Source organism: Klebsiella sp. 7-CIP_Kleb. (genome assembly GCF_050378655.1).
Classification (GTDB): domain Bacteria; phylum Pseudomonadota; class Gammaproteobacteria; order Enterobacterales; family Enterobacteriaceae; genus Klebsiella; species Klebsiella quasipneumoniae.
In genome coordinates, this window is sequence record NZ_JBNRLJ010000001.1 from 251,281 (window position 1) to 265,400 (window position 14,120).

Consider the following 14,120-nt stretch of genomic DNA (forward strand, 5'->3'; position numbering starts at 1 on the left):
TCAGCTCTCAAAAACGAACGGCAAGGGATAAAATTACTGTGTTTCAGTGAGTTAGCGCAAGTGGTTAGCGGCAATATAAGTTAATGCTATGGCGGAAACCGTCCTGAGGCGCGCTACAGTGGCGTAAAAAAAGGAGCTCACCTATGTATACCGTTACCGACATCGCCCCCACCGACGCCGAATTTACCGCCCTGATTGCCGCCCTCGACGCCTGGCAGGAGACACTCTACCCGGCAGAGAGCAACCATCTGCTGGACCTCGGCCAGCTGCCGCCAGAGACCGTGATCGCCCTGGCGATTCGCAGTCCGCAGGGCGAAGCCGTTGGCTGCGGGGCTATCGTCCTCAGCGCTGAAGGTTTTGGCGAGATGAAGCGGGTCTATATCGATCCGCAGCACCGCGGACAGCAGCTGGGAGAAAAGCTGCTGGCGGCCCTGGAGGAGAAAGCGCGGCAGCGCGACTGCCATACTCTGCGCCTGGAGACCGGCATCCATCAGCATGCGGCCATCACCCTCTATACGCGCAACGGCTATCAGACCCGCTGCGCGTTTGCCCCTTACCAGCCCGATCCGCTCAGCGTGTTTATGGAGAAACCGCTGTTCGCCGATCTTCGTTCAGCAGCGCTATAAACGCCTCCAGCTGGCGGGTTTTGGCGCCCCGGCGCCACACCAGCCAGGTGGTGAGCCAGCGCCACTCTTCCGCCAGCGGCCAGGCGGATACCTGCTGATGGCCGGGCATACTTTCCAGCATACTGCGCGGGATCAACGCCAGGCCCGCGCCGGCGATCACGCAGGCCAGCATCCCGTGGTAAGACTCCATCTCGTGGATCCTGCCCGGGGTCGCTCTGTCGGCATGAAACCAGCTCTCAAAATGGCGGCGGTAGGAACAGTTGGCGCGAAAAGCGTAGACATTTGCCCCGTTCACTTCGCTGGCGCGGGCGATGGGCGCGTGGCCGTAGGGGGCGACGATCATCATCTCTTCAGGGAACACCGGCAGCCCCTCCAGGCCCGGATGCACCAGCGGTCCATCAACGAACGCGGCGCTCAGGGCTCCCTCCAGCACGCCGTCGATCATCGTCCCGGAGGGGCCGGTGGAGAGGGCGAGATGAATTTTCGGGTAACGCTGATTAAAGTGGGCCAGGGTGGTGGGGATCCGCACCGCCGCGGTGCTCTCCAGCGAACCGAGAGAGAACAGCCCCTGGGGTTCGTCGCCCGCCACCACCATTCGCGCCTCGTCAACCAGGGCGAGGATCTGCTGGCTGTAGCGTAAAAAGCTGTGGCCCGCGGGCGAGAGGCGCAGCCGCTGGTTCTCGCGAATAAACAGCTCAACGCCAAGATCAGCCTCCAGCTGGCGGATGCGAGTGGTGAGGTTGGACGGCACACGATGCACTTTTTGCGCCGCCTGGGTGATGCTGCCGGTGCTGGCGACAGCGTTAAACATCTCAAGTTGAGTCAGGTCCATACCATTCTTCTTTTGTGAATGCGTTGCTTAATATTATTCATTTTCAATGAATGGAAAGGTAAGCCAGAATACGCTCACTTCGCAAGCAACGAGAGAGAGAATAACGATGAATTTATCTGCAACGCACGCCGTCTCCGTCAACCCGACTACCGGTGAGGTGGTCTCCTCGCTGCCGTGGGCCAGCGAACGCGAGGTCGACGCCGCTATCGCTCTCGCCGCGGCGGGTTATCGCCAGTGGCGTCAGACGCCGCTCGCCGCACGCGCCGACGCGCTGCGCCGCATCGGGGCCGAGCTGCGCGCCCGCGGTGAAGAGGTGGCCCAGACGATCACGCTCGAGATGGGCAAACCGATTGCTCAGGCTCGCGGCGAGGTGGCGAAATCCGCCAACCTCTGCGACTGGTATGCCGAACATGGCCCGGCGATGCTGGCGACCGAAGCCACCCTGGTGGAAAATAACCAGGCGGTGATCGAATATCGTCCGCTGGGAGCCATTCTGGCGGTGATGCCGTGGAATTTCCCGGTCTGGCAGGTGCTGCGCGGCGCGGTGCCGATCCTGCTGGCTGGCAACAGCTACCTGCTGAAGCATGCCCCTAACGTAATGGGCAGCGCCCGTCTGCTGGGCGAAATTTTTGCCGCCGCCGGCCTGCCGGAGGGGGTTTTTGGCTGGGTCAACGCCACCAATGACGGCGTTTCGCAGATTATCAATGACGACCGCATCGCGGCGGTGACCGTCACCGGCAGCGTCCGCGCCGGAAAAGCGATTGGCGCTCAGGCGGGCGCAGCGCTGAAGAAATGCGTGCTCGAGCTGGGGGGATCCGATCCCTTTATCGTCCTGAACGACGCCGATCTGGATGAAGCGGTAAAGGCCGCCGTCACCGGCCGCTATCAGAACAGCGGCCAGGTGTGCGCCGCGTCGAAACGCTTTATCCTCGAAGCCGGCATTGCCGAAGCCTTCACCCGCAAATTTGTCGACGCCGTCGCGGCGCTGAAGATGGGCGATCCGCGCGACGAGCAGAATTACGTCGGGCCGATGGCGCGATTCGATCTGCGCGATGAACTGCACCAGCAGGTCACGGCGACCCTCGATGAAGGCGCGACCCTGCTGCTGGGGGCGGAGAAAATCGAAGGGGCGGGCAATTACTACGCGCCCACGGTCCTGGGCAACGTCACCGCCGGAATGACCGGCTTCCGCCAGGAGCTGTTTGGTCCGGTGGCGACCCTGACCACCGCCCGAGATGCGGACCACGCGCTGGCCCTCGCCAACGACAGCGAATTTGGCCTGTCGGCAACGGTCTACACCACCGACGAGGCGCAGGCTCAGCGCTTTGCCCGCGAGCTGGAGTGTGGCGGCGTCTTCCTTAACGGCTACTGCGCCAGCGACGCCCGGGTGGCTTTCGGCGGCGTGAAGAAGAGCGGTTTTGGTCGTGAACTGTCGCATTTTGGTCTGCACGAGTTCTGCAATGCGCAGACCGTCTGGAAAGACCGTCGCTAATCTGCGTTTGCCCCTGACGACCGTCGTTCTCGTCTGCTATACTCGCCCACCAAAATTCGACGGTGGGCAAGGAGCCGCGTGTGGCGACGGTGATCAATAACGCAATGCTGGAAGCCATTCTGGCAGAAATCAGGCCGCTGATTGGCCGCGGTAAAGTGGCGGATTATATTCCGGCGCTGGCCAGCGTCAGCGGCGACAAGCTTGGCATCGCTATCAGTACAGTGGACGGGCAACATTTTGCCGCCGGCGATGCGCATGAACGATTCTCCATCCAGTCGATCTCCAAAGTTTTGAGTCTGGTGGTGGCCATGAACCACTATCAGGAAGAAGAGATCTGGCAGCGGGTGGGGAAAGATCCCTCTGGCCAGCCGTTTAACTCGCTGCTGCAGCTGGAGATCGAGCAGGGTAAACCGCGCAACCCATTTATCAACGCCGGGGCACTGGTGGTTTGCGACATGCTGCAGAGCCGGCTCAGCGCGCCGCGCCAGCGGATGCTGGAGATAGTCCGCCGCCTCAGCGGCGTGGCCGATATCGCCTACGATCCGCTGGTGGCCCGCTCTGAGTTTGAGCATTCGGCGCGCAACGCCGCCATCGCCTGGCTGATGAAATCCTTCGGCAACTTCCATAACGACGTCACCACCGTGCTGCAGAACTATTTTCATTACTGTTCGCTGGAGATGAGCTGCGTCGAGCTGGCGCGAACCTTTCTCTTCCTCGCCGATCGCGGCATCGCCCCGCACCTGGAAAAGCCGGTTATCGCGCCCATTCAGTCCCGTCAGGTGAATGCCCTGATGATGACCAGCGGCATGTACCAGAACGCTGGCGAGTTCGCCTGGCGCGTGGGGCTGCCGGCGAAATCGGGCGTCGGCGGTGGAATTGTGGCGATCGTGCCGCAGGAGATGGCGATCGCGGTGTGGAGCCCGGAGCTTGACGAGGCGGGTAACTCGCTGGCCGGGGTGGCGCTGCTGGAGAAACTGACTCAGCGGCTGGGGAGGTCGGTGTTCTGATGGTCGATCAGGATCGGTTGTTTGCTCGTCTGGCGTGCTCGACGTTTCGTTCGCGCTTCCGGCTGGGGATGAAAGAGCGGCAATATTGTCTCGATAAGGGACCGGAGGTCATCGACCAGCACGCCGCCGATTTCATTCGCCAGCGGCTGGCATCCGCCGCGCCGGCCAATGATGGCAAGCAGACGCCGATGCGCGGTCACCCGGTGTTTATCGCCCAGCACGCGACCGCCACCTGCTGTCGCGGCTGCCTGGAAAAATGGCACGCCATTCCCCACGGCCGCGCGCTGAGCGAGCAGGAACAGCGCTATATTGTGCAGGTGATCCACCGCTGGCTGGTGCTGCAGATGAACGCGCCGTCTGTGCGCTAATTTGCATTTGATCGGCGCCGGAGTATGCCTGATAAATATTCTCATGTTATGATAATCCGCTAACTAACTATTAACATAATAATTGCCTGAAACAATTAGACGGATAATTACTGAATGTCTTCACTGTCGATTCGGTCATTTACGCTGTTTCGTGAAGAACAACCCGTGCGCGATGCACTGGTCTTATTTACGTTAACGCTACTGCTGCATTTTCTGGGCGCCATGCTGCGTCTGGTGCAGGAGCTCTCTTTCTTCTGGCCGCTCAACGCCGTGATGGCCGGGATTTTTGCGCGCTACGTATGGCTTAATCGCAGCTATTTTTATGCCGTCTGCTTTGCGGCAATGCTGGTCTATGACGGATTAACCTCGCGCTGGGGAATGGGCTTTGCCTCATTGCTGATTAACTTCTCCAATATTGTCTTTATTGTGACCCTGGCACAGCTGGTGCTGTGGGATAAACGACGCGCCGATTCCATGCCAGGCCCGATTAACGCGCTTAATTTATTCTGTTTCTGTCTGTTAGCCGCGTTGCTGTGCGCAGCGGTCGGCGCGCTGGGGTCGGTGGACGTCGAGCGCGCCACCTTTATTCCCCAGCTGGCGGACTGGTTTAGCGAGCAGTTCTCGACGGCGGTGCTTATCCTGCCGTTTATTCTGACCCTGACGCTGCCATCCGCGTTAAGCGGTTTTCGCTTTCACCAGCTGCTGCCAGCGCTGGCGCTGGTGCTGTCGATTGCCCTCGGCGTGGCGGTGGGCGGCGCCGGCAGCATTACCTTCCCGTTACCGGCCCTGATCTGGTGCGCCGTGCGCTATCCGCTGCCGCTGACCTGCCTGTTGACCTTTCTCACCGGCATCGGCGAGATACTGCTGGTGGCCAACTCGTTAATTCACTTTTCGCCGGATACGCGAATGCAGCCGTGGCAGCTGTTCTCCACCCGCCTGGGGATCGCGGCTATGCTGATAAGCCCGGTGATCGTCGCCTCCAGCGTCGAGGCGATTAACATGCTGGTGAAGCAGCTGGCCCTGCGCGCTGATTTTGATTTCCAGACCCGCGTCTATTCCCGTTCCGGGCTGAGCGAGGCGCTGAAGCGCCAGGCGCTGCCGGCGGATAAGCTGCTGACGGTGATGGTGCTGGATATCGATGGCTTCAAGCGAGTGAATGATGCTCTGGGCCATGAAGGCGGCGATTGCGTGCTGACCCAGTTTGCCCAGCAGGTTCGACACCTGGTGGGCGAGCAGGGGATGGTTGCCCGTATCGGCGGCGAGGAGTTTGCCGTGGCCGCCGTCGTCGACAGCGCTCAGCAGGGCTATGTGCTGGCGGAGAAGATCCGCCACGGTGTGGAGTCGCAATCCTTCGGCCTCGGTCAGAACCCGATCCATCTGACCATCAGTATGGGACTGGAGACCCGCGAGGTGGGCCACGCCCGCATTACCGAACTGTTTAACCAGCTGCTGCTGGCGGCGGATGATGAAATGGTCAAAGCCAAACAGACCGGCCGTAACCGCATCTGTATGCCGGCGCTCACCGAAAGTGCGCCATAAGAAAATCCTATCAGGATCTCTCTTGTGTTAATTTTTGGTTAAAAACATAGTGATGTGGTCGATAACAGGGAGCTCTTATGACCACATCCTTTTCATTACGCACGCTGTCGCGTGACGATATTCTTCATCATCTTCCGGCATTAAGCGATATCCTGGCCAGCTGCGTTAACGGCGGCGCCTCGGTGAGCTTTATGCTGCCTTTTAGTCTGCAAACCGCGACGACCTTCTGGCAACGTACCGCTGACAGCGTGGCGGCCGGGGAGCGCATCGTGCTGGCCGCCCTTGACGCTGACGCGCGCCCCGTCGGCACCGTGCAGCTGATTATCAGCCAGCCGGAAAATCAGCCGCATCGTGCGGATGTCGCCAAACTTTTGGTTCACCAAAATGCCCGCCGCCAGGGTATTGCCAACGCGCTGATGGCGGAGCTGGAGCAAACCGCTCGTCGGGAAGGGAAGACAGTGCTGGTGCTGGACACGGCGACCGGCAGCGGGGCGGAGCAGTTCTATGTTCGCTGCGGTTGGGAAAAAGTGGGGGAAATTCCGCGCTATGCGCTGATGCCAGACGGCAAGATGACTGCCACCTCGCTGTTCTATAAGTTTCTGCCCTGACGGCCGCTATTGCAGAATGCTTTGATCAAAACAGGGTTTCAGTGGTCGTAAAACCTGATAACTTATTGGACCAATTACTCAGGTTGTATGACTACTATTAGAGGGAACCCATTGTGAAAACATTAAACCGTCGTGATTTCCCCGGCGCGCAGTACCCTGACCGTATCGTCCAGTTTGGTGAAGGCAACTTCCTGCGCGCATTCGTTGACTGGCAGATCGACCTGCTCAACGAGCATACCGACCTGAATGCGGGCATCGTGGTCGTTCGCCCCATTGACACGGATTTTCCACCGTCTCTGAACACCCAGGACGGCCTCTATACCACCATTATCCGTGGTCTCAACGAGCAGGGCGAAGCGGTTAGCGACGCGCGGTTGATCCGATCGGTCAACCGCGAAATCAGCGCTTACGCTGACTACGACGCTTTTTTACGTCTGGCGCATAACCCGGAGATACGGTTTGTCTTCTCCAATACCACCGAGGCAGGCATCAGCTACCATGCCGGGGACCGGTTTGACGACGCGCCGCCGGTCAGCTATCCGGCGAAACTAACCCGCCTGCTATTTGAGCGTTACCAGCATTTCGCCGGCGCAGCCGATAAGGGATGGGTGATTATCCCTTGCGAACTGATCGATTATAACGGTGAGGCGCTGCAGGCCCTGGTCCTGCGCTATGCCACCGAGTGGCAGCTGCCGCAGGACTTTATCAACTGGCTCACCTCGGCGAACACCTTCTGTTCCACCCTGGTGGATCGCATTGTGACCGGCTATCCGCGCGATGAAGTGGCGGCCCTGGAGGCGCAAACCGGCTATCAAGATGCTTTCCTCGATACCGCCGAGCACTTCTATCTGTTTGTTATCCAGGGGCCCGCTTCGCTGGCCAGCGAGCTGCGTCTCGATAAGCTGCCGCTGAATGTGCGTATCGTCGACGATATCAAGCCCTATAAAGAGCGCAAAGTGGCGATCCTTAACGGGGCGCACACCGCCCTGGTGCCGGTGGCCTTCCAGGCTGGAATCGATACCGTCGGCGAAGCGATGAACGACGCGGAGATTTGCGCGTTTGTCGAAAAAGCGATTTATGACGAGATTATTCCGGTGCTGGACCTGCCGCGCGATGAGCTGGTGTCATTCGCCAGCGCCGTGACCGGGCGCTTCCGCAATCCCTATATCAAACATCAGCTGCTGTCGATCGCTCTCAACGGCATGACCAAGTACCGCACCCGTATTCTGCCGCAGCTGCTGGCAGGGCAGAAGGCGCATGGCACGCTGCCGCCGCGCCTGACCTTCGCGCTGGCGGCGCTGATCGCCTTCTACCGAGGAGAGCGGGAGGGGACAAGCTATCCGGTACAGGATGATGCTGACTGGCTGACGCGCTACCAGACGCTCTGGGCCCGACATCGCGACGGTCAGATAAGCACCCGCGAGCTGGTTTCCGCTGTGCTCAGCGTGGAGTCCCACTGGGAGCAGGATCTAAGCCAGATCCCCGGACTGGTGGATCAGGTCGCCGCTGACCTTGACGCTATTCTGACCCGCGGGATGCGCGACGCCGTCAGGCCGCTCTGCTGATAGCGGAGTCTCTTCACCCGGCTGCGGCCGGGTTTATTGGCACTCAAATTAGTTACAACATACTTTTTTATTGTCCCGATAGAGCCGGTCAGCAGCCCCGCTGCAATAGGCTTTTTAGTGCCAAATCGCCCTGCGCAGGCGGGAATTATGGTTAAGCCGCTTGAACAAATATCTGCGCAGGAAAATAATGGCCTTAATACCTGGTTCCTGCCAATGTTCGCAGGCTAATTCATTCATCTGTAAGGAAACTCGCATGGTCATCGATATCCGGGAAGTACGGCCGCATGACAAAGCCGAATGGCTTCAGCTCTGGGAAGGCTATACCCACTTCTACGGCAGTCCGCAGCCGGAAGAGGTGACCGAATGCACCTGGCAGCGGATGCTGGACGTGAACTCACCCGTGCTGGGCAGGGTCGCAGTGGTGAATGATACGGTGGTGGGATTCGCTATCTGCATTCTGCACGAAGGCACCTGGGTCACCACGCCAATCTGCTATCTGGAGGATCTGTTCGTCGATCCAGCTTTCCGCGGACAAGGCATTGCCAGAACGCTGATTAAGTCGCTGCAAACCGAAGGGACTGATCAAGGCTGGTCACGTCTGTACTGGCATACTCGCCGTGATAATCCCGCCCGCCACCTGTATGATGAATTCACCCCAGCTGACGATTATGTACGCTACAGGATCACCCTTGACTCCTGAAGCGATAAGATGCTGTTAAGCTTTTCCCGCTATAACAGGGGAAACAGGCTCAGGAGAAGCAACGATGGAAAAACGTCTCGAAACAGTGGTCAATCTGATAATGTTTCTTTCGCTATTGGCGACGGCCTGGGATCTGTCACTGGTGCATCATCTCGCCTGGTAGCAACTAAATAGCCTGAATCGCGGCGCCCTTGCAGGCGCCGCCTGACTTATTCACCCGCCATTTTGCCGGCGCTAAAACTCCAGTCCTCCAGCTGGTTAAACTGGATCACCACCATCACGTCCTGCGGGCTGACCGCCATCTCATCGGCTAACCGCGCGCAGAGCCGACGATAGAGACCCTGTTTTTGCGCCCGGCGGCGCGGTTTTCCGGCGAAAATATGAAACAGCACGAAGCGGTCGCTGCGACCGCCGCTAAGATAATGCGGGTCGTAAATGCGCTGCCCGTCGGCGGTCTGCTCGATAAACTGAAATTTGTCCGCCGGCGGCACGGCAAACTCCGCCACCAGACACTCATGGAATAGCGCCGACAGCTGAGCAAACTCCGCGGGACGCCATGCCGTGCCAAGCGAAATACGGGTCAGAGGCATGGCGCCTCCGGCGCGTTCAGGCAGGTCAGGGCGCTGGCCGCCGCCGGCCAGCCGGCGTAGAACGCCAGGTGGGTAAATAATTCGACAATTTCCTCCTGGCTCAGGCCATTTTGATAGCCGTAGGCGATATGCCAGGGCAGTTGCTCGGTTTTGCCCAGCGCCGTCAGGGCGGAGAGGGTGATTAAGCTGCGTTCCCGGGGCGACAGCTCGCTGCGCGCCCAGATATCGCCAAACAGCACCGTTTCGGTCAGTTCTGCCAGTTTTGGCGCAATGGCAGCCAGCGTGTGGCGATCGACAGGGGTGGTATCCATGGTGACTCCCGTTACAGGTTGAAGTGGTCGTCACTGTCGCACGCTGAGGAATGTGTTGAATATCGCAATGTTCAGGATAATTGATCCTGAAAAACAGGAATGTTTGCTGGCTCGACTTGCTTATGTATTGGTTATGTTTTACTCCACGCTCAAGGCAACCCTCAGGCGGCTATTTTTCGCGCCACGATAAACAGACGTGGGAAGCGTAGAAGCACCATTCCGTTACACTGTAACGGATAGTGGTCGGCCAACGATGCCAAATAGCGGGTCAGAAAGGCGCTTTTGGCCTGCTCATCGAGGTCCGTCAGATAAGGTCGCAATCCGGTGCCCTGCAGCCAGTCGACTATCGCCTGATGAGAAGCGAGCGGATGAAAATAGGTGGTGCGCCAGATATCAACTTCACAGCCCTGTCGGGTGAGCAGATCGTACCAGGCGTCCGGCGGAAGCAAGGGCTGGCGGCCGCGGTCCGGCAATCCCAGCTCGCCGGCGACCTGACGCATCAGAGTATGGGAGGGCTCCTGCCAGTTATCCGGCATCTGCACCGCCAGCGTACCGTTATCCGCCAGCTGATTCACCAGATGCGGAAACAGCGTCTCATGATCCGCCAGCCACTGCAGCGAGGCGTTGGCATAGATCACGTCTGGCGGTTGCGCAGGCCGCCAGCTGGCGATATCGGCCTCGATGAACTCACAGTCGGGTAAGGCCCGCGCCGCCTGGTCCAGCATGGCCGGGGAGTTATCGATACCGACGATCGCCGCCAGCGGCCAGGCGGCACGCAGCAGGCGGGTACTGTTGCCCGGCCCGCAGCCGAGGTCAACGACGCTCTCTACCTGCAGGTGAGCGATACGGGAAAGCAGGTCAGCCGCCGGGCGGGTGCGCTCAGCGTCAAACTGCAGATACAGCGAAGGATTCCAGTCAGCCATCGGGCGTTGTCCTGTGTGAGGGAGACAGGGCAAAGCATAGAACGCCCAGGGCCGCCTGTCAGGGGAAATGATCCCCTGCAGCACCTGGTAGCGTGACACTGTCACAGATAAAATGGCATCAGCAGGCTATCGCGTGCGGTATGGGCACATTGTGAGGGGAAGCGGATTGGTCAGCATCTGCGCCCGCAGCGGGCGCAGTGGCTTATTCGGCGTTCTTCAGCGCTTCGGCGCGGCTGGCGGTGGCGTAAACAAAATCCAGCATCGGCTCGAGATCGGTATCGTAGCCGGCCTGAATAATCTTCCCGCGCAGCCATTCGATTTCACTGGTGATATCGGGATGGAAAATGTTGTTATCCTGCGCCCGGCGCAGCCATTTCAGCAGAAAGTTGTTCTTTCCTCGGATACCGCCCGACTTTTTCGACTTTCCGTGCATCTTCAGCGCGACCAGGACGCAGTAATAGAAATGAACGCGCTGATTAAAACTTTGGTGCATGTCTGTGTTTCCCGCCAGAATCAGGAATTCACCGTGTGGGTCAGTGATTCGGATTGGACTACGGCGGCGGGCTGGATCGTTGCGCGATCTCTGTTGTTTTCCGCCACCGTCCTTGCATCTGTCGCCAGACGCTGAGGGGGATGTTGGCACGGAAGCCGAATCGTCGTCAATTGCCGATTCGTTTTTTGCCGGTGTCGGCAGCCCGCGGCGATCCGCGAGCCGGGCCTGGCTACGTCCTGACCGCTGCCCGCTGTTGCAGATGTACGCGTAAAATCAGCAGGAAAGCGAACACGACGACGATCGCCGCCAGCAGATACAGGGTGGCGAGATCGTAGTAGCCGGCGACCCAGCCGGCCAGCGGCCCGGTCAGCCCCAGCGCGAGGTCAAGGAACGCCGAGTAGGTGCCGAGGGCGGTCCCCTGGTTTTGCTCTTCCACCTGTTTTACCGCCTCAACCCCCAACGCCGGGAAGACCAGCGAAAAACCCGAGCCGGTGAGGAAGGCGCCGATGCCCGCCACCCAGGCTGACGGCGCCAGCCAGATAAGCAGCAGGCCGAGACATTCGATGACGAAGCAGGCCAGGGAGACCGGGACTCCGCCGTAGCGGGTGATGGTATTCCCCAGCACCAGGCGAACACAGATAAAACCGACGCTGAACAGCGAGAGGGTAAACGCGGCGCCCTGCCAGCTGTGCGCGGCGAAGTAGAGGGTGATAAAGGTGGCGATAACGCCGAAACCGACGGTGCCAAAGGCCAGCCCCAGGCCATAAGGCCAGATTTTGCGCACCACCGCGTGGAAGGGCGCTCTGACGCCGGCGGTCACGCTGACGTCTTGCCGCGTGCGGGCGAACAGCAGGCCGATGGCGGCGACCAGCACCACCACCGTGGCAAAGCCGCTGATGCCGAAATAGTGGTTAAGAGTGACCCCCAGCGGCGCGCCCACCGCCATCGCCACATAGGTCGCCACGCCGTTCCACGAGATCACCCGTGACGTATGGATCGCGCCGACGGTTTTGATCCCCCAGAGGGTGGCTCCGGTGGCGGTAAAGCTCTCGCCGACGCCAAGAAATACCCGGCCCGCCAACAGCGCGGCAATCGCCAGCATGGGCATCGTCTGCAACATTACCGCCAGCAGCGTGAAGGCGCCGCTAAGCAGACAGCAGACGATCCCGAGGCTAACCACTCTTTTCGGCCCCCAGATATCGGTATAGCGCCCGGCGTGCGGCCGGCTTATTAGCGTGGAGATGTACTGCAGACTGATCACAATACCGGCGACAAAGGTGCTGTAGCCCAGCTGATAGTGAATATAACCCGGCAGAACGGCCAGTGGCAGACCAATGGAGAGATAGCAGATACAGGTAAAAACAACGATCGAAATGATGCGCAAATTAAGCTGCGTGGTGCTGACGGAAGTGCTCATAGGGATAAAGGGTTAATACATAGGGATGTTTAGCATAGCGCGCCGCGAGAAGGCTGGCGAGTCGGGAAGGCGTTTTATCGGTAACCGACGGGAACGTTGTCTGTCCGAAGGTAAATAATTGCTTTTGCAGCGGTTGACGCCAGCCCCGATCATCGTCAGCTCGCCGCCACATGCGACTCATCGCCCACCACGCCCCAGGCGCGGTTTTGCAGCACGGTGCGATAGCCGTCGCGGTCGACGAAAGTGACGCCGTTGACCTCCCAGTAGGGGTTGAACGCCGTGACGCGCAGAAACCCGGCGGCGTCCATGGCGCTGCATTGTGCCTCCCAGGCCTGACGCTGCGGATAGTACAGCACCAGCAGATCTTCATCTCCTGGCGAGGGGGTAACGGGATGGTGGCGGCAGTGGGTGAATTCCAGATGCCAGCTGGCATCCGCGGAGCCGATCATAATCCCGCTAAATCCTTCATGATCGGTAAAGCTGCCAAGTTCCTGCAGCCCCAGCCCGGCACAATACATGCTGGCGCTGGTCTCCAGTTCGCTGACCGGTCTGGCGATGCGCATGTGGCAGAACGACATATTGACTCCCATAAGGCGTAGGCCGGATCAGGCGCAGCCGCCACCCGGCAAAAAAGCGGTGTCACAGCCGCGACCTGTGGCGAAAAGCGATTCTGTCGCTGTTGTCGCTCGGGTTGATACTGTAGCGGCAAAACGCCTCTGCGTTTGTCGGCAAGAGCTCTGGTTCGCCCTCTGCGCGTGTGTCACTGAATCCTCTTCTAGCTTAGCCGTTCGCAGCGCTTTGCAACAGGATGCGCCACTCGCTGAGGGCGGAGGTGCTGAACCCCTGACGCCAGATAAGCTGGGTGCTCGCCTCGCACAGCGGTTCGCTAAGGCAGTTTTCGGGAAGCGTCATCAGCGACAGCACGCTCTGCGGCAGCAGGCAGACGTAGCGCCCGGAGGCCACGCAGGCCAGCATGCTGTGATAGGAACTAACCTCATGCACCTCGACGGCCGCCTGTTGCTCCGCCAGCCAGCGCTCTCCTAACGCCCGATAGCTGCAGCCGCTGGTAAATGCCGCGAACCGCAGCGGGCCAGCGCCCTGCGGCCGGACCAGCATCAGGGTTTCCTGAAACACCGGGACAGATTCCAGCCCGGGCGGGCATGTCGGTTGGCCATCCGGCCCTGGCGGCAGGCAGACCAGCGCGGCATCGAGGGCGGCGGTGAATACCCCCTCGGCTAACTGGCGGGTCGGCCGGGTGCTGAGGGTGACATCCACCTGCGGGCATTGCTGTTGGAAGCGGGTAAGCAGCGGCGGCAGACGGCTGGCGGCGGTCGCCTCCATCGCGCCCAACCGCAGGCTGCCGCCGGGTGTGGTCGGATGCAGAGCCTGCTTTGCCTCCTCCGCCAGGCTCAGGATCCGCCGGGCATAGCTGAGAAACTGAACGCCTGCCGGCGATAGCACCATTTTTTTGTTGCCGCGGACGAAAAGTTCCACGGCAAGCTCCTCTTCCAGCTGCTGAATACGGGTGGTGATATTAGACTGGGCGCGGCCCAGCCGTTTTGCTGCCAGGGTGACGCTTTGCGTGTCGGCCACCTGGATAAAAATTTGCAGTGTGCTGTGGTTCATATTTTTATTCTCAATATGATAAT

General features: G+C 59.9%; 16 protein-coding genes. 8 read left to right on the forward strand and 8 right to left on the reverse strand.

Annotation, left to right across the window (positions count from 1 at the left end; translation table 11 throughout):
• Positions 1-143: 143 nt before the first annotated feature.
• A complete protein-coding gene (locus ACQUTI_RS01230; RefSeq protein ID WP_017900361.1) occupies positions 144-626 on the forward strand; it encodes a GNAT family N-acetyltransferase in 483 nt (160 codons plus the stop codon).
• On the opposite strand, the gene ptrR is transcribed toward ACQUTI_RS01230, so the two are convergent.
• Positions 580-1,458, reverse strand: a complete 879-nt coding sequence (ptrR, locus tag ACQUTI_RS01235; RefSeq protein WP_032456014.1) for a putrescine utilization regulator PtrR — start codon at positions 1,456-1,458, stop codon at positions 580-582. The genes ACQUTI_RS01230 and ptrR overlap by 47 nt on opposite strands.
• A 106-nt stretch (positions 1,459-1,564) precedes the next feature.
• Here ptrR and sad point away from each other — a divergent pair, with 106 nt between their 5' ends.
• The 7 genes from sad (at position 1,565) to ACQUTI_RS01270 (ending at position 8,737) form a co-directional block, all read left to right on the forward strand.
• The gene (gene sad / locus ACQUTI_RS01240; protein ID WP_004205961.1) at positions 1,565-2,950 is read left to right on the forward strand and encodes a succinate-semialdehyde dehydrogenase; all 1,386 of its coding nucleotides are present in this window, start codon (positions 1,565-1,567) and stop codon (positions 2,948-2,950) included.
• An 80-nt stretch (positions 2,951-3,030) separates the two neighbouring features.
• Positions 3,031-3,957, forward strand: a complete 927-nt coding sequence (glsB, locus tag ACQUTI_RS01245; RefSeq protein WP_004205960.1) for a glutaminase B — start codon at positions 3,031-3,033, stop codon at positions 3,955-3,957.
• Positions 3,957-4,325 (forward strand): DUF4186 domain-containing protein, encoded by a 369-nt coding sequence (locus ACQUTI_RS01250; protein ID WP_043519542.1) that lies wholly within the window; start codon positions 3,957-3,959, stop codon positions 4,323-4,325. The genes glsB and ACQUTI_RS01250 overlap by 1 nt, the downstream gene beginning before the upstream one ends.
• Positions 4,326-4,439: 114 nt before the next feature.
• Positions 4,440-5,864 (forward strand): GGDEF domain-containing protein, encoded by a 1,425-nt coding sequence (locus ACQUTI_RS01255; RefSeq protein ID WP_048294837.1) that lies wholly within the window; start codon positions 4,440-4,442, stop codon positions 5,862-5,864.
• A gap of 77 nt (positions 5,865-5,941) precedes the next feature.
• Positions 5,942-6,472, forward strand: coding sequence for a GNAT family N-acetyltransferase (locus tag ACQUTI_RS01260; protein ID WP_049003686.1), 531 nt, complete (start codon positions 5,942-5,944; stop codon positions 6,470-6,472).
• Positions 6,473-6,585: 113 nt separating this feature from the next.
• Positions 6,586-8,037 carry a tagaturonate reductase gene (locus ACQUTI_RS01265; RefSeq protein WP_053810400.1) on the forward strand — a complete coding sequence of 484 codons (1,452 nt, stop codon included), beginning with the start codon at positions 6,586-6,588 and terminating at the stop codon, positions 8,035-8,037.
• Positions 8,038-8,290: 253 nt separating this feature from the next.
• Positions 8,291-8,737, forward strand: a complete 447-nt coding sequence (locus ACQUTI_RS01270) for a GNAT family N-acetyltransferase (protein WP_017900367.1) — start codon at positions 8,291-8,293, stop codon at positions 8,735-8,737.
• 209 nt (positions 8,738-8,946) lie between these two features.
• Here ACQUTI_RS01270 and ACQUTI_RS01275 read toward each other — a convergent pair whose 3' ends face one another.
• The 7 genes from ACQUTI_RS01275 to ACQUTI_RS01305 all read right to left on the reverse strand — a co-directional run bounded on the left by ACQUTI_RS01275 (position 8,947) and on the right by ACQUTI_RS01305 (position 14,097).
• A complete protein-coding gene (locus ACQUTI_RS01275) occupies positions 8,947-9,327 on the reverse strand; it encodes a tautomerase family protein (RefSeq protein WP_004205951.1) in 381 nt (126 codons plus the stop codon).
• Complete coding sequence (locus ACQUTI_RS01280) at positions 9,318-9,638, reverse strand: carboxymuconolactone decarboxylase family protein (RefSeq protein ID WP_094309675.1); 321 nt, start codon at positions 9,636-9,638, stop codon at positions 9,318-9,320. The genes ACQUTI_RS01275 and ACQUTI_RS01280 overlap by 10 nt, the downstream gene beginning before the upstream one ends.
• A 161-nt stretch (positions 9,639-9,799) precedes the next feature.
• On the reverse strand, positions 9,800-10,561 hold the full coding sequence (gene tam, locus ACQUTI_RS01285) for a trans-aconitate 2-methyltransferase (RefSeq protein ID WP_130938998.1): 762 nt from the start codon (positions 10,559-10,561) through the stop codon (positions 9,800-9,802).
• A gap of 202 nt (positions 10,562-10,763) precedes the next feature.
• Positions 10,764-11,054: a hypothetical protein gene (locus ACQUTI_RS01290; RefSeq protein ID WP_004205945.1), complete on the reverse strand. Its 291-nt coding sequence runs from the start codon at positions 11,052-11,054 to the stop codon at positions 10,764-10,766.
• A gap of 229 nt (positions 11,055-11,283) precedes the next feature.
• Positions 11,284-12,471: an MFS transporter gene (locus ACQUTI_RS01295; RefSeq protein WP_043519545.1), complete on the reverse strand. Its 1,188-nt coding sequence runs from the start codon at positions 12,469-12,471 to the stop codon at positions 11,284-11,286.
• Between the two features lie 155 nt (positions 12,472-12,626).
• Positions 12,627-13,049, reverse strand: coding sequence for a VOC family protein (locus ACQUTI_RS01300; RefSeq protein WP_004205943.1), 423 nt, complete (start codon positions 13,047-13,049; stop codon positions 12,627-12,629).
• 202 nt (positions 13,050-13,251) lie between these two features.
• On the reverse strand, positions 13,252-14,097 hold the full coding sequence (locus tag ACQUTI_RS01305; protein WP_043519547.1) for a LysR substrate-binding domain-containing protein: 846 nt from the start codon (positions 14,095-14,097) through the stop codon (positions 13,252-13,254).
• Positions 14,098-14,120: the final 23 nt, after the last annotated feature.

Excerpts from the sequence above, each read along its gene's own strand:
- sad (WP_004205961.1), top strand. The coding sequence starts at position 1,565 with ATGAATTTATCTGCAACGCACGCCGTCTCCGTCAACCCGACTACCGGT.
- ACQUTI_RS01250 (WP_043519542.1), top strand. The coding sequence starts at position 3,957 with ATGGTCGATCAGGATCGGTTGTTTGCTCGTCTGGCGTGCTCGACGTTT.
- ACQUTI_RS01230 (WP_017900361.1), top strand. The coding sequence starts at position 144 with ATGTATACCGTTACCGACATCGCCCCCACCGACGCCGAATTTACCGCC.
- ACQUTI_RS01255 (WP_048294837.1), top strand. The coding sequence starts at position 4,440 with ATGTCTTCACTGTCGATTCGGTCATTTACGCTGTTTCGTGAAGAACAA.
- ACQUTI_RS01270 (WP_017900367.1), top strand. The coding sequence starts at position 8,291 with ATGGTCATCGATATCCGGGAAGTACGGCCGCATGACAAAGCCGAATGG.
- ACQUTI_RS01300 (WP_004205943.1), bottom strand. The coding sequence starts at position 13,049 with ATGTCGTTCTGCCACATGCGCATCGCCAGACCGGTCAGCGAACTGGAG.
- ACQUTI_RS01260 (WP_049003686.1), top strand. The coding sequence starts at position 5,942 with ATGACCACATCCTTTTCATTACGCACGCTGTCGCGTGACGATATTCTT.
- ptrR (WP_032456014.1), bottom strand. The coding sequence starts at position 1,458 with ATGGACCTGACTCAACTTGAGATGTTTAACGCTGTCGCCAGCACCGGC.
- ACQUTI_RS01295 (WP_043519545.1), bottom strand. The coding sequence starts at position 12,471 with ATGAGCACTTCCGTCAGCACCACGCAGCTTAATTTGCGCATCATTTCG.
- ACQUTI_RS01275 (WP_004205951.1), bottom strand. The coding sequence starts at position 9,327 with ATGCCTCTGACCCGTATTTCGCTTGGCACGGCATGGCGTCCCGCGGAG.
- ACQUTI_RS01290 (WP_004205945.1), bottom strand. The coding sequence starts at position 11,054 with ATGCACCAAAGTTTTAATCAGCGCGTTCATTTCTATTACTGCGTCCTG.
- ACQUTI_RS01305 (WP_043519547.1), bottom strand. The coding sequence starts at position 14,097 with ATGAACCACAGCACACTGCAAATTTTTATCCAGGTGGCCGACACGCAA.
- tam (WP_130938998.1), bottom strand. The coding sequence starts at position 10,561 with ATGGCTGACTGGAATCCTTCGCTGTATCTGCAGTTTGACGCTGAGCGC.
- ACQUTI_RS01280 (WP_094309675.1), bottom strand. The coding sequence starts at position 9,638 with ATGGATACCACCCCTGTCGATCGCCACACGCTGGCTGCCATTGCGCCA.